General features: G+C 75.0%; 16 protein-coding genes. 8 read left to right on the forward strand and 8 right to left on the reverse strand.

Annotation, left to right across the window (positions count from 1 at the left end):
* Positions 1-141: 141 nt before the first annotated feature.
* Positions 142-1299: an FAD-dependent monooxygenase gene (locus ACZ45Z_RS02145; RefSeq protein WP_468354568.1), complete on the forward strand. Its 1158-nt coding sequence runs from the start codon at positions 142-144 to the stop codon at positions 1297-1299.
* A 145-nt stretch (positions 1300-1444) separates the two neighbouring features.
* Positions 1445-2494, forward strand: coding sequence for a phosphatidylinositol-specific phospholipase C domain-containing protein (locus tag ACZ45Z_RS02150; protein WP_468354571.1), 1050 nt, complete (start codon positions 1445-1447; stop codon positions 2492-2494).
* Here the strand turns inward: ACZ45Z_RS02150 and ACZ45Z_RS02155 are convergent.
* From ACZ45Z_RS02155 to egtA, 6 genes are all read right to left on the reverse strand, one after another.
* Positions 2491-3504, reverse strand: coding sequence for a trypsin-like serine peptidase (locus ACZ45Z_RS02155; protein ID WP_468354573.1), 1014 nt, complete (start codon positions 3502-3504; stop codon positions 2491-2493). The two genes, ACZ45Z_RS02150 and ACZ45Z_RS02155, sit on opposite strands and share 4 nt — an antisense overlap.
* Positions 3505-3635: 131 nt before the next feature.
* On the reverse strand, positions 3636-4538 hold the full coding sequence (locus tag ACZ45Z_RS02160) for a phosphatidylinositol-specific phospholipase C (protein ID WP_468354576.1): 903 nt from the start codon (positions 4536-4538) through the stop codon (positions 3636-3638).
* Between the two features lie 180 nt (positions 4539-4718).
* Positions 4719-5681 (reverse strand): L-histidine N(alpha)-methyltransferase, encoded by a 963-nt coding sequence (gene egtD / locus ACZ45Z_RS02165; RefSeq protein WP_468354578.1) that lies wholly within the window; start codon positions 5679-5681, stop codon positions 4719-4721.
* Entirely contained in the window at positions 5678-6433 is a 756-nt protein-coding gene (gene egtC, locus ACZ45Z_RS02170; RefSeq protein WP_468354581.1) for an ergothioneine biosynthesis protein EgtC, read from the reverse strand. Before egtC ends, egtD begins: the two co-directional genes overlap by 4 nt.
* Positions 6433-7746, reverse strand: coding sequence for an ergothioneine biosynthesis protein EgtB (gene egtB / locus ACZ45Z_RS02175; protein ID WP_468354584.1), 1314 nt, complete (start codon positions 7744-7746; stop codon positions 6433-6435). The genes egtC and egtB overlap by 1 nt, the downstream gene beginning before the upstream one ends.
* Positions 7743-9074 carry an ergothioneine biosynthesis glutamate--cysteine ligase EgtA gene (egtA, locus tag ACZ45Z_RS02180; protein ID WP_468354586.1) on the reverse strand — a complete coding sequence of 444 codons (1332 nt, stop codon included), beginning with the start codon at positions 9072-9074 and terminating at the stop codon, positions 7743-7745. The genes egtB and egtA overlap by 4 nt, the downstream gene beginning before the upstream one ends.
* A 436-nt stretch (positions 9075-9510) precedes the next feature.
* Here egtA and ACZ45Z_RS02185 point away from each other — a divergent pair, with 436 nt between their 5' ends.
* The 5 genes from ACZ45Z_RS02185 (at position 9511) to ACZ45Z_RS02205 (ending at position 14743) form a co-directional block, all read left to right on the forward strand.
* A complete protein-coding gene (locus ACZ45Z_RS02185; protein ID WP_468354589.1) occupies positions 9511-9993 on the forward strand; it encodes a phosphatase domain-containing protein in 483 nt (160 codons plus the stop codon).
* A gap of 147 nt (positions 9994-10140) precedes the next feature.
* Positions 10141-11250: a glycosyl hydrolase family 18 protein gene (locus ACZ45Z_RS02190; protein ID WP_468354592.1), complete on the forward strand. Its 1110-nt coding sequence runs from the start codon at positions 10141-10143 to the stop codon at positions 11248-11250.
* Between the two features lie 156 nt (positions 11251-11406).
* Positions 11407-12405, forward strand: coding sequence for an NADPH:quinone oxidoreductase family protein (locus ACZ45Z_RS02195; RefSeq protein ID WP_468354595.1), 999 nt, complete (start codon positions 11407-11409; stop codon positions 12403-12405).
* Positions 12402-13601 (forward strand): acyl-CoA dehydrogenase family protein, encoded by a 1200-nt coding sequence (locus ACZ45Z_RS02200; protein WP_468354598.1) that lies wholly within the window; start codon positions 12402-12404, stop codon positions 13599-13601. Before ACZ45Z_RS02195 ends, ACZ45Z_RS02200 begins: the two co-directional genes overlap by 4 nt.
* Positions 13598-14743: an acyl-CoA dehydrogenase family protein gene (locus ACZ45Z_RS02205; protein WP_468354601.1), complete on the forward strand. Its 1146-nt coding sequence runs from the start codon at positions 13598-13600 to the stop codon at positions 14741-14743. The genes ACZ45Z_RS02200 and ACZ45Z_RS02205 overlap by 4 nt, the downstream gene beginning before the upstream one ends.
* A gap of 78 nt (positions 14744-14821) precedes the next feature.
* Here ACZ45Z_RS02205 and ACZ45Z_RS02210 read toward each other — a convergent pair whose 3' ends face one another.
* Positions 14822-15382 (reverse strand): Ser-Thr-rich GPI-anchored membrane family protein, encoded by a 561-nt coding sequence (locus ACZ45Z_RS02210; RefSeq protein ID WP_468354604.1) that lies wholly within the window; start codon positions 15380-15382, stop codon positions 14822-14824.
* 178 nt (positions 15383-15560) lie between these two features.
* On the opposite strand from ACZ45Z_RS02210, the gene ACZ45Z_RS02215 reads away from it, so the two are divergent.
* Positions 15561-16931: a hypothetical protein gene (locus ACZ45Z_RS02215; protein WP_468354607.1), complete on the forward strand. Its 1371-nt coding sequence runs from the start codon at positions 15561-15563 to the stop codon at positions 16929-16931.
* A 36-nt stretch (positions 16932-16967) separates the two neighbouring features.
* On the opposite strand, the gene ACZ45Z_RS02220 is transcribed toward ACZ45Z_RS02215, so the two are convergent.
* Positions 16968-17510, reverse strand: coding sequence for a cell wall hydrolase (locus ACZ45Z_RS02220; RefSeq protein WP_468354610.1), 543 nt, complete (start codon positions 17508-17510; stop codon positions 16968-16970).

Consider the following 17510-nt stretch of genomic DNA (forward strand, 5'->3'; position numbering starts at 1 on the left):
TTGGTCGTGCTGCCCACCCTCTCACCCCCGTCTCTGCCCCCCCTCCCCCCCCGTCCCCCCCCACCGCCCCTTCCCCCCCCCCCCCCCCCCCCCCTTCCCCCCCCTCCCCCCCCCCCCCCACGACCCGGGGGGACCCACGGCATGACCAAAGCTCTCATCATCGGCGGCGGCATCGCGGGCGCCGTCACCGCGATGGCCCTGCAGCGGGCCGGAATCGACGCCGAGATCTTCGAGGCATACCCCGGCGGCGCGGACGAGGCGGGCGCGTTCCTCCTCGTCTTCGCCAACGGCCTGGAAGCCCTCAAGGTGATCGACGCGCACGGCCCCGTCCTGGACCACTCCTTCCCCGCCCACCGCGTGGCGTTCCTCGGCGACCGCGGCGAACGGCTGGGCGAGCGGCCCCTCGCGGGCGCCGGGCGCGACGCCGGCCTCGGCCCGCGCACCCTGCGCCGGGCCACGCTCCACCAGGTGCTGAACGCCGAGGCCGCGCGCCGCGGGGTGACCGTACGGCACGGCAAACGCCTGGTCGGAGCCGAACGGGTGCCCACCGCGGGCGGGGCGAAGGTGGTGGCGGTCTTCGCCGACGGCACCCGCGCCGAAGGGGACCTGCTCATCGGCGCGGACGGCCTGCACTCCGTCACCCGCACCCTGATCGACCCGGCCGCGCCCCGCCCCCGCCCCACCGGCCAGACCACCGTCTGCGGCTACACCCCCAGCGCCGCGGCGGCGCCCGAGCCGGACACCTACACCATGATCTTCGGCAGCCGGGCCTTCTTCGGCTGCACCCGCGCCCCCGACGGCGAGGTCTGGTGGTTCGCCAACGTCCCCGGTACCGCCCCGGACGGCGCCGGCGCGGCCACCCCCGACGCGTGGCGCGACCGGGTCGCGGCACACTTCGACCAGGACGCCACCCCGGCCGCCGCCCTCGTCCGCGCCACCGGCGACCGCGTCATCGCCTCCCACGCCCACGACCTCGCCACCCTCCCGGCCTGGCACACCGACACCATGGTCGTCCTCGGTGACGCCGCGCACGCCGCCGCGCCCAACGCCGCCCAGGGCGCCTCCATGGCCATCGAGGACGGCATCGTCCTGGCCAGGTGCCTGCGGGACGAGCCGGATCCACCGAGCGCCTTCGCCGCGTACGAGGCGCTGCGCCGGGAGCGGGTGGAGAAGGTCGTCGCGGCCAGCGCCGGCATGGCCGGCCGCATCGCGCCGGCCCCGGCGGGCGGTCAGGATCCCCCCGAACGCGGCAGCGCGGGCGCCGCCGACTGGCTGACGGACTACCGCATCGACTGGTGACCGCCGCTCAGGCACCCTCCGTTGCTCCTTTACCCCCGTCTCCTCACCCCCACCCCTGACAACTCCCGTACGCTGCTGCCCACTCGACCGGATGACCACCGGATGAGCGGCCGGACGGCCGAGGACCCAAGGGGAAAGCGGGCACATGAACAGGACGCGGTGCGTGGGGACGGTGGCCGTCGCGGCGGCGGCGGTGATCGCGGTGACGGGGCCGGCGGGTGCCGAACCGGCCGCCACGACATACGACACCAGTACCTCCGTGGGCGTGCACAACGCCTACGAGAAGGACAAGTACCCCTACTTCGCCGACGCGCTGGACTCCGGCTCCGCGCTCCTCGAACTCGACGTCTGGGCCAACGGCTTCGGCAGGTCCTGGCGGGTCTCCCACAGCAACCCGCTCGGCAACAACAACAACTGCGTCGACGCCACCACCGCCGACGAGCTGCGCGCCAAGAGCCGTAACCAGGACTTCGGCGGCTGCCTGTCCGATATGCGGGCCTGGCACGACGCCCACCCCGGCCACCGTCCCATATGGGTCAAGGTCGAAATGAAGGACGGCTTCAACGCCAAGGGCGGCCGTGGCCCCGCCGAGTTCGACACGCTGGTCCGCCGGGAGCTGGGCGACGCGGTCTACGGCCCCGGCGACCTGACCGGCGCGCACGCCACCCCGGACGAGGCGGTGCGGGCCGGCGGCTGGCCGGCGCGCTCGGCCCTCGCGGGGAAGTTCCTGATCGAGCTGATTCCCGGCACCGTCGAGGAGGACAACCCGCTCGACAAGCTGTGGACGGACGTGGAGTACGCCACCCACCTCAAGAACCTGGCCGCCGGCGGCCGCCTGGCGCAGTCGACGGCCTTCCCCGCCGTGCACGGCGCCGCCGCGGGGGACCCCCGCGAGCGCTACACCGACCCGGCCCTGCGCCCCTGGTTCGTGGCCTTCGACGGCGACGCCGCGACCTATCTCAACGGCCGTATCGACACCGCCTGGTACGACCGGCGCCACTACCTCCTGGTGATGACCGACGCGCACAAGGTGGCACCGCAGATCGACGGCACCAAGCCGACCGAGGCCGAGGCGCTCGCCCGGGTCCGCCAACTGGCCGCCGCCCACGCCAGTTTCGCGACCGCCGACTGGTACCCGCTGCCGTCCGTGCTCCAGAAGGTCCTGCCGCGCGGCGCCGCGACGGACGCCTCCTAGGAGGTCGCCCGCCGGTAGAGCGCGGCGACGTCCGCGCCGAACCGGCTGCTGTAGGACGTCTCGTCGTCACCGCCCTCGTCCAGCCCGCCGATCACCCCGATCAGCGCACCGGTACCGGTGGCCGGATCGAGGTCGGTCAGCAGCGGGCCGCCGCTCGTCCCGTTCGGGAAACCCGGGCAGGGAAACCGGAGTTGGGAGGGGCCCTGGGCGTAGGCGGTGTGCCGGCAGCCGACCGGCCGGTCCTGGTCGTCGGGATAGCCGGTCAGTTGCGCCGGACGCCCGGCCGGCGCGTCGAAGCGGATGCGTTCGGCGCCGGTGACGTCCTCGATCCGGTCGTCCGTCCGCCCGGACCGGCGCACCCGGACGAACGCCACGTCGTGGTCGGGGTCCCGGTCGCTGATCCAGCGCGGATCGACATCGATCCGGGTGGGCACCCACAGCCCGTACGGCACGACCCCGTCGTGCAGCCCCGGCGCGAACACCAGCCGGGCGCGGAAGCCGCCGTCGTGCACGCAGTGCGCCGCGGTGACGAGGAGGTCCCGGGCGGGGGAATGGACCACGCTCGCGGTGCAGTGGTGGACCGGGTCCTCGTCGTCGCCGGGGGAGAACAGCGCGCCCACCGGCGGCGCCGGGGCCGCCGGGGCCGCCACCCTCGGCCGGGAGGCCGCCATCCGCGCCGGTGTGCCGCCGCCGCGGGCTGCCACCGGCGGGCCCGGCCGTTCGGTGTACGGCCCGGCGAGCACCGCCGCGGCGGCCGCGTCACCGGCCGCCCGGTCCGGTGCGTACGTCCCTCTGGTGGCGTCTCCGGTGGCCAGGTACGGATCGGCCGGTGCGGCCCGCAACGCCAGCGCCGTGCCGGCCACGACCAGGACGAACAGCACGAGCGCCGGACGCGCGCGGAGCGTGGCGACGGCGCGGCGCGGCCCGCCCCGGCGCCGCCGTGGCGCCGGGGCCCGGTCCGTGCCGCCCGCGTCCCCCGCCGGGGCCGGTCCGCGTTCGCTCGTCTTCACCAGACTGCCGCCTCGTCGCATCGGCCGGTGCCCTGCCGTCGGACGGCCGGACGGACACCGGAACAGACATTTCGCACCAGTCTGCTGTACGCGGGCGGGGTCGGCATCCGATGCCGCTGCCGAGAGGCGCCCTACGCCACCGGGTTGTGCCGGATCAGCGTCCGGGTCAGCCCGGATTCCTGGGGAAAGTCCATCGGCACGATGCCAAGGCCCCGCCAGCCGCTCCCTTCCGACCCCTCCAGCAGGCTCTTGACCCGCGGATTGAGCCGGTCGGCGCTCGAGCGGGGCGGCAGCAGGGCGGCGGTGCTGACGTAGTTGACGAACAGTTCGCCCGGTGCGGCGGCGGCCTCGCGGAACTGCGCCTCGATCTTCGGATACTTCGCGAACGGCTCCGCCACGTAGTCGTCCTGGATGTCGAACAGCGCCGGATCGGCGTACCGGACCCCCGGCAGACCGCCGGAGTCCGCCAGCAGCACCACCTTGCCGCGGGCCTCGCCCAGCGACGGCAGGCCGCCGTCGAGCCGGAACAGCGACCGGTAGCCCTTGTCGTCCAGGTAGATGTCGAAGATCCGGCGGAACTCCTGGTCGGAGACCTCCGAATACTCCTGCTTGAGCCGCATCAGCACCGTCTCCGACGGGTGCGCCGCCAAAAACGCCCGGCACGCGTTGAGCACGTCGCCGAACATCAGGTTCTGGTAGACGGCGCCGTGGTGGAGGGCGAAGACGCCGTCGACGGCGCGGCAGCGGATGTCCAGGAAGCGGATGCCGCCGAGGAGTTGGGCGTCGATCGCGGTGTTCTGGCAGGCGACCCAGGGGCCGCCGACGCGGGCGGCGGAATCATGCGTGCCCGGGATCGTCAGCCGTCGCAGGGCGGTGCCGTCGCCGAGCCCCGCCATCCAGTCCTCGGTGGGCAGCGGCGCCGGCCGGCGCTCGGCCGCGCCGGCCGGGAACCGCCCGCTCCCGGCGCCCGCCAGCACCCCGGCGCCCGCCATCGCGGCCGCACTCCTGAGGAAACCCCGCCGGTCCAGCTCCATGCCGCCCCACCCCTGCCCGTCGCGTCGGTGTCCGCGTCCGGTGCCCCGCCGGTGTTCTGACAGGGCGCCCGGGACCGCGGCATCGAATCACACGAACGGCGGACGCGGCACCCGGCCGGCGGACGCGGACGAGATCCGCCGGCCGGCAGGGCGAACCGGACGCCCAGGAGCCGGCGCCGGTCAGCCGCGGACGGCCAGCGACAGCGCGAACCGGTCCGCGCTGTCCGTCCACCACTGACTCAACTCAAAGCCCGAGTCGGCCAGTTCGGCGCGCACCCCCTCCTTGCGGAACTTCGCGGAGATCTCGGTGCGCACCTCCTCGCCCGCCGCGAAGGACACCGCCAGATCCACCGCCGGGATCTTCACGGTCAGCTCCTTGCGGGCCCGCAACCGCATCTCGATCCACTCGCGTTCCTCGTCCCACAGCGCGACATGCGCGAAGTCCTCGGGGTCGAAGTCGCCGCCCAGCTCGCGGTTGATGACGTGGAGCACGTTCTTGTTGAACCGGGCCGTCACGCCCCGGGCGTCGTCGTACGCGGCGACGAGGGTCGCCTCGTCCTTGACCAGGTCGGTGCCCAGCAGCAGCGCGTCGCCCGGCGACAGCATCGCCCGCACCGAGCGCAGGAACGCGGACCGCTCCCCGGGCAGCAGATTGCCGATGGTGCCGCCGAGGAAGGCCAGCAGCCGGGGGCCGGGCGAGGCGGGCAGGGTCAGGCCGCGCTGGAAGTCGGCGACCAGGGCGTGCACCGTCAGGTCGGGATGGTCGGCGAGGAGCCCCTCGCCCGCCGCGGCGAGCGCCGATTCGCTGACGTCGACCGGCACATAGGTCTCCAGGCCGGTCAGCGCCCCGATGAGATGACGGGTCTTCTCCGAGGAGCCCGACCCCAGTTCGATGAGGGTCCGGGCCCGGGTGGCCGCGGCGATCTCGTCGGCGCGGGTGAGCAGGATCTCCCGCTCGGCGCGGGTGGGGTAGTACTCGGCCAGTGAGGTGATCTCCTCGAACAGTTCGCTGCCGCGGGCGTCGTAGAACCACTTGGGCGGCAGTTGCTTGGGGCTGCGGGTCAGGCCCTGGGTGACGTCGGCGCGCAGCGCGGCCGCGGTGGCGTCGGCGGGGAGGGTGCGGGTGATGCTGAGGGGGCTCACGCGGCGGGCTCCTTGAGCGGGGAGAGATGGACGTCGGTGCGGGTGGCGCGCAGCAGCGTGCCGTTGGGGACCTCGGTCCAGTGGGGGGAATCGTCGTAGGGTTCGGAGGCGACCACCATGCCGTCTCCCGGCAGGGCCAGGTGGAAGAGCGTGTCGCCCCAGGTGGTCGCGGCGATGGTGGTGCCGTCGGTCAGGAGGAAGTTGAGCCGGGAGCCGGGCGCCGCCTCGGCGACGGCCGTGACGGTGCCGGCCAGCGCGTCGCCCGGATCGTCGCCGTCCGCCAGCCGGTGCTGCACCAGCGCCCACAGGAACGCCGCGTCGCAGCGGGCCTGCAACCGCAGCAGCTCCTGCGCCGGCAGCGCGGCGGCCAGCGGGGAGACCGAGCCGGGCCAGCCGGTCACGGCGCCGTTGTGGCTGAACAGATACCGGCCGGCGGCGAACGGCGCGGCGGCGGCCTCGGCGTCCGCCCCCGCTTCGGTGGCATCGCGCACGGCGGCCAGCAGCGCGCCGGTGCGCACCACCCGCGCCAGGTCCGGCAGCAGGTCGTCGGCCCAGATCGGCCCGGCCTTGCGGTAGCGGGCGGGCACCGGGTCCCCCGGTGCGTACCACCCCACCCCGAAACCGTCCGCGTTGACCGTGCCGTACACCTGGCGGCGCGGCGCCCAGGACTGCCGGTACAGGCCCTCCGGCGGACGGAGGACGACGTCGCCGAACGGCACTTCCGGCCCCAGGTAGGCGATATGACGGCACATCAGGCGAGTCCGTCGGCGTCTCGGGCGGTGCGGAACCCGGAGAAGATCTGCCGCCGGACCGGCAGGTCCCAGTTGCGGAACGTCCCCCGGCAGGCGACCGGGTCGACGGCGAAGGACCCGCCGCGCAGCACCTTGTACGGGCCGCCGAAGAACACCTCCGAATACTCCCGGTAGGGGAACGCGGCGAAGCCGGGGTACGGCAGGAAGTCGCTCGCCGTCCACTCCCACACGTCGCCGATCAACTGCCGTACGCCCAGAGGCGATTCGCCGTCCGGATAGCTGCCGACGGGAGCCGGCCGCAGATGCCGCTGGCCCAGATTGGCGTGCGCCGGCGTCGGGTCCTGGTCGCCCCACGGATAGCGCAGCGCCCGCCCGCCGGCCGGATCGTGCCGGGCGGCCTTCTCCCACTCGGCCTCCGTCGGCAGCCGCCGGCCCGCCCAGCGTGCGTAGGCGTCGGCCTCGTACCAGCTCACGTGCAGCACCGGCTCGTCGGCGGGCACCGGCTCCACCACGCCGAACCGCCGGCGCAGCCACTGACCGCCCTCGCGCCGCCAGAACAGGGGGGCGCGCAGTTGGTGCTCGCGGACCTGGGCGAAGCCCTCGTCGGCCCACCAGCGGGGGTCGTCGTAGCCGCCGTCGTCGATGAACCGCTGGTAGGCGCCGTTGCTCACCGGCGTCGTGTCGATCATGAAGGACGGCACCAGCCGGCGGTGCGCGGGCCGCTCGTTGTCCAGCGCCCACGGCTCGGTGGAGGTGCCCATCGTGAACGGCCCGCCGGGCACCAGGACCTCGGCCGGCAGGATGCCGTCGGAGGTGACCGGCGGCTCGGGCGCGGTGAGCGCCGCGGGGCCGCGGCGTAGCTGGTGGGTGATGAGCATGGTCTCGTCGTGCTGCTGCTCGTGCTGCGCGATCATGCCGAACGCGAAGCCGGAATCCAGCAGCGGACCGCCGCGCAGCGGGGTGTGCTCCAGGATGTCCAGCACCCGGGCGCGGACGTCGGCGGCGTAGCCGTGCGCCTCGGCGGGGGCCAGCAGCGGCAGCGAGGGGCGGGCGGCGCGCGGGTGCTCGAAGGCGTCGTAGACGGAGTCGATGTCGGGGCGCAGCGCGTCACGGCCGCCGACGGCGCGCAGCAGCCACTGCTCCTCCTGGTTGCCGATGTGCGCCAGGTCCCACACGAGCGGCGACATCAGCGGGGAGTGCTGGGCGAGGAGTTCGGGTTCGTCGACGCAGGTGGTGAGCAGACGGGTACGGTCGCGGGCGGTGAGCAGCGCCGAGGCCGCGCGCTCCCGGAGCGACTCGGGGTCGGGGGTCACTGGCTGTCCTTCCGGGGGGTGGACGCGCCGCCGGCGGTGTCGGGCGGGTCGCCGGGGCGGGCCGGGTCCGCGGCGGCGGCCGGGTCCGCGGCGTACAGGGCGTCGAGGTGGTCGTCGGCGGGGCAGCGGCCGCGGGCCACGTAGCGCTCGGTGAAATCCGCGACGGCGGCGAGGACGCCGAGGGAGGCGCCGAGCCGGGGCAGGGCCTCCCGCGCGGCGGCGAAGCAGGCCACCGCCGCGGCGTGCAGCTCCGGGTCGGTCAGCCCCGCGCGGGCGGCGCGCCGCCACAGCGGGTTGCGGGGCGGGGGCCGGTCGCCGGCCGTCTCCGCGAGGGGCTTGACGACGCGGTAGGCCAGCTCCGCCGCCTCCGGGTCGTCGAAGAGCGCGGCGGTGACGGCCAGCGGCACGATCCAGCCGGAATCGCCCGGCTGGGCGTCGATCATCCGCAGTTCCAGATGGCCGCGCGGCCGGACCGGCGGGAAGAGGGTGGTGACGTGGTAGTCGAGATCCTCGCGCGTGGGCGGTCTGGGTGCGCCGGTGCGGATCCACTCGCGGAAGGTGAGGCCCTCGGGGGCGTCCCAGGGCCCGTCCTGGGCGCGGAGGCACATCACCGGCGCGTCGAGGACGTAGCGGGCCCACTCGGCGCGGGGGTCGGGGCCCTGCGGCGGGGCGAGGGTGCGGTCCGGGTCGAGCTGGGACCACAGGACCTGGCGGGTGGTGCGGTAGCCCGTCGGGCAGCCCTCGCTGGTCGGCGAATTGGCGAACGCCGCGGACAGTACGGCGCCCAGCAGATGGGCCAGCAGCCAGCGACGGCCCAGCCCCAGGGGACCGGGCTCCTCATGGCCCGCGTCCACGCACACCTGCACGGAGGCGGTGGCGCACATCATGGACCGGCCGGCGGCGCCCCAGCGGTCGAAGTACGCCTCCATGGCGTCGTAGCGCGGATCCAGCAGCACGCGGCGCGGTGGATGCCAGGGGTTGTGGCCGTGCCCGGCCATCCCCAGCCCCATGTCCAGCATGGCGGGGCGGACGAGTGCGAGGTCGGCCGCCACGGAGTCGACGCAGGCGGTGAGGGAGGTGGCGGGCAGCGAGCTGAGCTCTAGCTGGCCGCCGGGTTCGAAGGTCAGAAGCGAGGTGAGGGGCAGCGTGCGCAGGGTGGCGGCCGCGGCGTGCAGCCGGGACGGTTCGACCGGACATCGGGGGTTGCGCGCGTCGTGGACGAGCCATTCGATCTCGACCCCGATGCGGCGGGGCGGGCCGGTCTTGAAGCAGATTCCGCGCAGGTGAGCCTCTAGTTCCGCTTCCGTGACCGCGGGCCGTACGGGCATGTTTTCCCTCTCCTCTCCGGGTGCGGCAGGAGTGCCGCCTTCCACCTAAGCGGCTGCGGGCGCCCGTCTCAAGGGCGCCTCGTCGGTCATGACGGCGCCGTGCGGGCCGCCCGGCGGGCGAGCGGGCGGGCCGGGGTGGGGGGCCGGGGGACGGTGCCGCGACGCCCGTCCGGCGGCCGGACGGCCTTCCCGCGCGTCTCCCGCCGCCGCCGGCCGGTCCGGCGGCGGGCGGCGGCGGCGCCCGAGCGGTGCGCCCGTCCGGGTGAGGGCCGCCACGGGAGACGTCCCATGGGGGGTACGGCGCCGGGGGCCCGGGGCCGCGCACCGCCGTCGCGTACGATCACCTCGCCCCGGGCCCGGCGGCCGGCCGGCCCGGTCGCGAGGAAGCCCGGCGCAGACGCACACCCGGCAGAGACGAATCGAGGACGGCACCAGCATGACCACGCGCCCCCTGGCGGTCTTCGACCTGGACGGCACGCTCTCCGACGCCCGTCACCGCCAGCATCTGCTGGAGCGCGCCCCGCGCGACTGGGACGCGTTCTTCGCGGCGGCGCCCGACGACCCGCCGCTCGCCGAAGGCGTGGCCCTGGTTCTGGAGAGCGCCGAGGAGTGCGAGGTCGTCTACCTCACCGGCCGCCCCGAACGCTGCCGCCGCGACACCCTCGCCTGGCTCGCCCGGCACGGCCTGCCCGAGGGCCGCCTGTGGATGCGCCCGAACGACGACCGCCGCCCCGCCCGCCGGACCAAGCTGGAGATCCTGCGGCGCCTCGCCCGCGGCCGCGAGGTGCGCCGGGTGGTCGATGACGACGAACTCGTCTGCGACGCCTGCGAACAGGCCGGCTTTCCCGTCCTGCGCGCCCGGTGGGCCGTCCCGTCGGAGGCCATGAGGGACGCCCAGGAGCGGGCCGGGCGCACCTAGAAACGGTCACCGCGAGCCTGGCCTGACGCATCGTCAGCTCGCGTCACTCTTACGGCCCAACGGCCCCGCCCCGGGCGCCGCACGGGCCTGCCTCCGTTCGGCGCAGTCGGCCGGGCGCGCCGGTCGGCGACGGGCCAGGCTCGGGGAATGGACCACGCATCGATATCCCGGATCCGGTCCGGGCTCGCGTTGTTGGCCGCCCTGGCGCTCGCCGCCTCCGTGACGCCGGCGGCCACCGCGGTCACCGCACCCGGTGCCGTCGCCGCGTCCGCCCCGGCCCCCGGTGACCGTGCCGACGTCGGCGGGGACGGCACCGTCTCCGCCTGGCTGCCGTACTGGGGCGACACCGAAGCCGCCTACCAGGACGCGCTGGACCACGCCGACCAGCTCCACACCGTCAGCCCCTTCTGGTACGAGGCGTCGGCCACCACCGTCAAGGGGCACGAGGGGGCGGGCGGGCGCCGCGTCATCGACGGCCTGCACGACGCGGGCGTCAACGTCGTGCCCACCGTGACCGAGACCCTCGCCGCCGACGAGATGGCCGCGCTGATGCACGACCCCGGTCGCCGGGCCGCGCACGTGGACGCGCTGATCAGGACGGTCGGGAGCCGGCCGTACGACGGCCTCGACCTGGACTACGAGCGCATGGCCGTGACCGGCGACCGGGCCGCCCGCGCCCGCGTCAGGACCGGCTACAACGCCCTCACCAGCGACCTGTGCGAGCGGCTGCACGGCCTGCGCAAGCAGTGCGTGGTCACGGTGATGGCGCACGCCCGCGGATCGGGCGACGCGTTCGACTACGCGCACCTGGGCAAGGTCGCCGACCGCGTCCGGATCATGGGCTACGACCTGCACTGGGCGGGCGGCAAGGCCGGACCGCTGTCCGCGAAGGACTGGTACGAGGAGTTCCTGGGCTACGCCACCGCCACCGTCCCGAAGAAGAAGATCGAGGTGGCGTTCCCCGGCTACGGCTGGGACTGGACGAAGGGCAGCAAGGCCCGCGCCGGCCATCTGACATGGAAGGAGGCCGAGGCGCTGCGCGAGCGGAAGGGCGCCGCCTACCGCTTCGACACCGTCTCGGGCACCCCGCACTTCACCTACCGCGAGGCGGGCCGGGACCACGAGGTGTGGTACCAGGACGCGCGCGGGGTCCGCGAACACCTGCCCCTGCTGCGGAAGTACGGGGTGCGGGGCACCGGGCTGTGGGCGCTCGGATTCGAGGACCCGGAGTTCTGGTCCGCGCTCCGCGGCGAGTAGCCGCGGGGCCGCCGGGGCGGGCGATCCCACCGCGGTATGCCGGAGACTGTTCCCACAGAGGATACCGACCGCTTAGTATGCCGGAGGCGAGGGAGCCGCCGCGGTCGGCCGTGCTCCCCGCGCCACCCGCGTATCCGAGGTCTGTGGAGGCACCAGGTGAAGGCATGGCGCGTACACGCGAACGGCGAGCCGCGTGAGGTGATGCGGCTGGAAGAGGTGCCCGACCCCCAGGCGGGACCGGGGCAACTGCTGCTGCGGGTACGGGCCGCCGACATCAACTTCCCGGACGCGCTGCTGTGCCGCGGCCGGTACCAGGTGCGCCCGCCGCTGCCGTTCACACCGGGCGTCGAGATCTGCGGGGAGATCCTCGCCGTGGGGGAGGGCGCGGCCGGCGAGGTCGGCGCGCGCGTCCTCGCGCAGCCGCCGCTGCCCCACGGGGGCTTCGCCGAACTCGCGGTCGCCGACGCGGCCACCGTGCGCCCGGCCCCCGAGGCACTCGACGACGCCGAGGCCGCCGCCCTGCACATCGGCTACCAGACGGGCTGGTTCGGGCTGCACCGCCGGGCCCGCCTCCAGCCCGGGGAAACCCTGCTGGTGCACGCCGCGGCCGGCGGCGTCGGCAGCGCCGCCGTCCAGCTCGGCAAGGCCGCCGGCGCCCGCGTCATCGGCGTGGCCGGCGGCGCGGACAAGGCCCGCGTCGCCCGCGAACTGGGCTGCGACGTGGTCCTCGACCGGCGCACCGACGACATCATCGCCGGCGTCAAGGAGGCCACCGGCGGCCGCGGCGCGGACGTCGTCTACGACCCGGTGGGCGGCGACGCGTACACCCAGTCCGCCAAATGCGTCGCCTTCGAAGGCCGGATCGTCGTCGTCGGCTTCGCCGGCGGCACCATCCCCACCCCCGCCCTCAACCACGCCCTGGTGAAGAACTACGCCATCCTGGGCCTGCATTGGGGCCTGTACAACACCAAGGACCCGGCCGCCGTGGACGCCTGCCACGACGAACTCACCAAACTCGCCGCACAGGGCGCCATCGCACCGCTGATCGGCGGCCGGGTGCCTCTGGAGGAGGCCGCCGAGGCCGTACAGCGCGTCGCCGACGGCGCCTCCACCGGCCGACTCGTCGTCCTTCCCGGGATGGAGGCGGCACGATGACCGAAGCCCCCGCGCCCGACGCACGCGACCTGCGCCGGCGCACCGCCGAACTGCTCGCCGCCCACCCCCCGGCCACCACCGCGCGGCTGGACTTCCTGCGCGCCCGCTTCGACGCGGGACTGGCCTGGGTCCACTTCCCCGCCGGACTCGGCGGCCTGGACGCCCCGCGCGCCCTCCAGGCCGTCGTGGACGCCGAACTGGAGGCCGCCGGCGCGCCCGGCAACGACCCCGGACGCATCGGCATCGGCCTCGGCATGGCCGCCCCCACCGTCCTGCGTTACGGCACCGACGAGCAGAAACAGCGCTTTCTGCGCCCCCTGTGGACCGGCGAGGAGGTGTGGTGCCAGCTCTTCAGCGAACCCGGCGCCGGCTCCGACCTCGCCGCCCTCGCGACCCGCGCGGTACGCGACGGCGAGGGGACATGGGTCGTCGACGGTCAGAAGGTCTGGACCTCCAGCGCCCACCAGGCCCGCTGGGCCATCCTCATCGCCCGCACCGACCCCGGCCTGCCCAAACACCGCGGCATCAGCTACTTCGTCTGCGACATGACCGACCCCGGCGTCGACGTCCGTCCGCTGCGGCAGATCACCGGCGAGGCCGAGTTCAACGAGGTCTTCCTGACCGGCGTGCGCATTCCCGACACCCACCGCCTCGGCGAGGTCGGCGAGGGCTGGCGGGTCGCGCAGACCACCTTGATGAACGAGCGGGTCGCCATCGGCGGCGCCCGCATCCCGCGCGAGGGCGGCATGATCGGCGTAGCCGCCGCCGACTGGCGCGAGCGCCCCGACCTGCGCACCCACGACCTGCACCAGCGGCTGCTGAAGCTGTGGGTGGAGGCCGAGGTCGCCCGGCTCACCGGGGAGCGGCTGCGCCAGCAGCTCACCAAGGGCCAGCCGGGACCGGAGGGTTCGGGCATGAAGCTGGCCTTCGCCCGCCTCGCCCAGGAGATCAGCGGCTGGGAGGTGGAGTTCCTCGCCGAGGACGGGCTGCGCTACGACGACTGGACGCTGCGCCGCCCCGAAGGCGTCGACTTCACCGGGCGGCAGGCCGGCTACCGCTATCTGCGCGCCAAGGGGAACTCCATCGAAGGAGGCACCTCGGAAGTGCTGCTCAACATCGTCGCCGAACGCGTGCTGGGGCTGCCGTCCGAGCCGCGCACCGACAAGGACGTCGCGTGGAAGGACCTCCCCCGATGACCGCCCCGACCCCCGCGCCCGACCCGGACCTCCTCTACTCCGAGGACGAGGACGCGCTGCGCGCCGCCGTACGCGCGCTGCTCACCGACCGCGCCGCGCCCGCCACCGTGATCGCCGCCCTGGACTCCGGCACCCCCTACGACCCCGGCCTGTGGCGCGCGCTCGCCACCGACATCGGCACGGCGGGCCTGCTGGTGCCCGAGAAGCTCGGCGGGCAGGGCGCGAGCGCCCGCGAGGCCGCCGTCGTCCTGGAGGAACTGGGCCGCTCGGTCGCCCCCGTCCCCTACCTGACCAGTGCCGTCCTCGCGGTGACGGCCCTGCTCGGCTGCGACCCGGATCAGGCGGCGGTCGCCACGCTGCTCGCCGCGCTCGCCGACGGCTCGGCCGTGGGCGTCCTGGCCCTGCCGCTGCCCACCGCGCCCGGCGGGGCGGCGCACGCCTCTGTACGGGCCGCGGCCGACGGCACCCTGACCGGCCGGGTCACCTCCGTCGCCGACGCCGCGGCGGCGCACACCTTCCTCGTGCCGGCCCAGGGTCCCGACGGCCCGGCGCTGTACGCGCTCCAGGCCGCGGCCGACGGGGTGCGCACCGAGCCGGTCACCTCGCTCGACCTCACCCGGCCCCTCGGCCACGTCACCCTCGACGGCGCCCGCGGCAGCCTCCTGGCCACCGGCGAGCGGGCCCGGGCGGCGGTCGAACGCGCGCTGCTGACCGGCGCCGGACTGCTCGCCTCCGAACAGCTCGGCGTCGCCGAGTGGTGCCTGACCGAAACCGTCCGCTACACCGCCGAGCGCACCCAGTTCGGCCGGCCGGTGGGCTCCTTCCAGGCACTCAAGCACCGGATGGCCGCCCTCTGGCTGGAAGTCGCCTCGGCGCGCGCGGCCGCCCGCAACGCCGCCGACGCGCTGGCCACCGACAGCCCGGACACGGCGGTCGCGGTGGCCGTCGCCCAGGCGTACTGCGCGCCCGTCGCGGTCCACGCCGCCGAGGAGTGCGTACAACTGCACGGCGGCCTCGGCATGACCTGGGAACACCCCGCCCATCTGTTCCTCAAGCGCGCCAAGACCACCGCGACCGCTCTCGGCACCCCGGGGCGGCACCGGGCGGCACTGGCGGGCCTGGTGGGGCTGGAGGCGCCGTAGCCCTTCCGGGCCCAAGGGAGGCCGGTCCACTGCTCGGCGGTCGGCCGCTCAACCGCTCACCAGCTCGGCGTCGACCGCTCAGCCGGTCACGCCGAAGGTGGTGGAGTAGGCGTTCGGGTAGCCGTCCGCCGTGGTGACCTCCAGCTTGTAGCCGGGGCCGGACGGCACCCGGGGGAGCCTGACCAGGGCCTCGCCGTCCGGCCGGCTGCCCGCGCGCGGCGCGACCAGCGCGAGCCGCTGCGGATGGGTGGTGTCCGCGCCCGCGATCAGCCACACGTTCACGTTCTCGCCCGTCGAGTTCCGCCAGGCCACCGGGAAACTGCCGTTCACCCGGAAGGTGAGACCCGGCGGGGGAGTCGTCACCTCGATCCGGCCCTCGCGGGCCGGCACGGGCGCGGGCCTGTCGCCGGCACCGGCGACGGGTGGCGCCCCCGCGCCGAGGGCGGCACCGGCCGCCCGGGCGGCGTGGCCCGGAGGCCCCGGCTGACCGGCGGTGGCGGCGAAGGCCCCGGCGGCCGGCGGGCCGGTCTGCGGGGCGCCGCCGTGCGAGGGGGCGATCAGGAGCACCACCATGCAACCGATGGAGACACTGGCGGCGGCGATGGCCACCGAGGTGACCTTCGAAACGGCCCTGCGCATCGGGTCCTCGTTTCCTGGGGGATGGAAGGATTCCGGAACATCCCCGGTCACCATGATCATCAAAAATGACGCGCGGCCCGATCACCTGGATGGACAGCGCCCGCGTGACAACCTCCCGGCGAACTGGTCCTGCGCCCGGTGATGTCCTGAAAGTCCGGGTTCCGGTAGCGTCGTACGTATGACAACCGCAACGCGTCGCGTGCTGTTCGGCCCGGTGCTGCTCATGGTGGCCGCCCTGCTGGTGGTGGTCACCGCGCTGGCGCCCGGCGCCCGTGCGGTCGGCGGACTCGACGAGGCCGCGGCCGCCCTGAAGGCGGGACCCGTCTACGTCGATCCGCGCGCCTCGGACAAGTTCTCCGCCGCGGACGCGGACGCGCTCGCCGAGAAGATCAAGGACGCCGGCAAGCCGGTCTTCGTCGCGGTGCTGCCGCAGGCCGCCGAGTACCCGCCCAAGACCGTGCTGCGGGACCTGCGCGCCAAGGTCGGCATCAGCGGTGTCTACGCCGTCGAGCTGGGCGACGGCTTCAACGCCGGCGCCGACTCCCGGGTGATGTCCCAGAACGCCGTGCGGAATCTCGTCGGAGCGGTCGAACGCTCCCATTACCCCACGGTCGGCGAACGCCTGAACAGCTTCGTCGACACGGCCGCCGCGCAGGCCGACGGGCACGCCCCCGCCGCCTGGGGCGGCTCGGGCGAGGTGGGCATCAGCACCGGTGCCGCGATCGGTCTCGGCGCGCTGGTCGTCGTGGGCGGCGGCGGCGTCTACGCCATCGCCCGCCGCAACCGCCGCAGGCGGGCCGAGGAGGAGCGCGCCGCGCTGGAGGACCTGCGGGTCGTCGTCGACGAGGACATCACCGCCTTCGGCGAGGAGCTGGACCGCCTCGACTTCGACCCCGGCGAGCCGGGCGCGGACGAGGCGATGCGCGCCGACTACGCCCACGCGCTGGACGCCTACGAGAACGCCAAGTCGGTGATGGCGACGGCCGAGCACCCCGGCGACGTACGGGCCGTGACCGAGGCGCTGGAGGACGGCCGGTTCTCGCTCGCCACGCTGGCCGCGCGGCGCGAGGGCCGGCCGGTGCCCGAACGCCGCAAGCCCTGCTTCTTCGACCCGCGGCACGGCCCGTCCGTCGCGGACGCGCAGTGGGCGCCGGCCGGCGGCGCCGAGCGCACCGTACCGGTCTGCGCCGCGGACAAGACCCGCCTCGAAGAGGGCCTGGAGCCGATGGCCCGCACGGTCCGGACCCCCTACGGTGACCGCCCCTACTGGGAGGCGGGCCCCGCCTACGGCCCCTGGGCCGGCGGCTACTTCGGCGGCGGCATGCTCCCCGGCCTCCTGGTGGGCACCATGCTCGGCAACATGATGCTGTCCTCCCACGCCTACGCCTCCGACATGGGCGGCCCCACCGGCGCCGAGGGCGGCGACTACTCCGGTTCCGACTTCAACTCCGACGACTTCGGCGGCGGCTTCGGTGACGGCGGCGGCTTCGGAGACGGTGGCGGCTTCGGAGACGGTGGCGGTTTCGGCGGTGACGGCGGCGGCTTCTGAGGCCGCGCGGGAATCCCGCCCGGACGGCGGTTTCGCCTAGAGGGCCGTCCCCGGGGCGCCGTCCGCGTCCCTGACCCGCTTGGCGCCCAGGAAACGCGCGTAACGGGGGCGGGCCGCGAAGTCGGCGTACCGCCACAGTGCCGGGCGGCCCGCCTCCCGGCACAGGTGCAGCACCGTGTCCGGGCCCACGTGGACGCCGACGTGCGCGCCGTACCCGGGCGGGCGCCCGGTGACCGGCCCGCCGTCGAACAGCACCAGGTCCAGCGGCCGCGGCTCTCCGGCGCGCCGCGTGGCGAGGGTGTCCGCCCACAGCTCGGCCGAGCGCAACGGCGGTACCCGCAGGCCGAAATGGGCCAGCACGGCGTAGGCGTAGAGCTGGCAGTTCGCGCCCGCGCGGAGGTCGCCGACGGCGTGGGCACCGGTGTCCCGCGGCGCCCCGTCGGGTGACGGGCATTCAGGTGCGCCCGCTCCCGGATGGCGGGCGCCTGAGTAGGGGACGTCGCGCAGGGCCGGAGGCAGATGCCCGAGCGGGTCCGGGCCGTGGCCGAGGGGGAGTTGGGGGTCGGGGGCGGGGCTCAT

It is taken from the genome of Streptomyces sp. NPDC031210, assembly GCF_055570395.1.

Excerpts from the sequence above, each read along its gene's own strand:
- ACZ45Z_RS02205 (WP_468354601.1), top strand. The coding sequence starts at position 13,598 with ATGACCGCCCCGACCCCCGCGCCCGACCCGGACCTCCTCTACTCCGAG.
- ACZ45Z_RS02160 (WP_468354576.1), bottom strand. The coding sequence starts at position 4,538 with ATGGAGCTGGACCGGCGGGGTTTCCTCAGGAGTGCGGCCGCGATGGCG.
- ACZ45Z_RS02210 (WP_468354604.1), bottom strand. The coding sequence starts at position 15,382 with ATGCGCAGGGCCGTTTCGAAGGTCACCTCGGTGGCCATCGCCGCCGCC.
- ACZ45Z_RS02145 (WP_468354568.1), top strand. The coding sequence starts at position 142 with ATGACCAAAGCTCTCATCATCGGCGGCGGCATCGCGGGCGCCGTCACC.
- ACZ45Z_RS02185 (WP_468354589.1), top strand. The coding sequence starts at position 9,511 with ATGACCACGCGCCCCCTGGCGGTCTTCGACCTGGACGGCACGCTCTCC.
- egtC (WP_468354581.1), bottom strand. The coding sequence starts at position 6,433 with ATGTGCCGTCATATCGCCTACCTGGGGCCGGAAGTGCCGTTCGGCGAC.
- ACZ45Z_RS02200 (WP_468354598.1), top strand. The coding sequence starts at position 12,402 with ATGACCGAAGCCCCCGCGCCCGACGCACGCGACCTGCGCCGGCGCACC.
- ACZ45Z_RS02190 (WP_468354592.1), top strand. The coding sequence starts at position 10,141 with ATGGACCACGCATCGATATCCCGGATCCGGTCCGGGCTCGCGTTGTTG.
- egtA (WP_468354586.1), bottom strand. The coding sequence starts at position 9,074 with ATGCCCGTACGGCCCGCGGTCACGGAAGCGGAACTAGAGGCTCACCTG.
- ACZ45Z_RS02150 (WP_468354571.1), top strand. The coding sequence starts at position 1,445 with ATGAACAGGACGCGGTGCGTGGGGACGGTGGCCGTCGCGGCGGCGGCG.
- ACZ45Z_RS02220 (WP_468354610.1), bottom strand. The coding sequence starts at position 17,510 with ATGAGCCCCGCCCCCGACCCCCAACTCCCCCTCGGCCACGGCCCGGAC.
- ACZ45Z_RS02215 (WP_468354607.1), top strand. The coding sequence starts at position 15,561 with ATGACAACCGCAACGCGTCGCGTGCTGTTCGGCCCGGTGCTGCTCATG.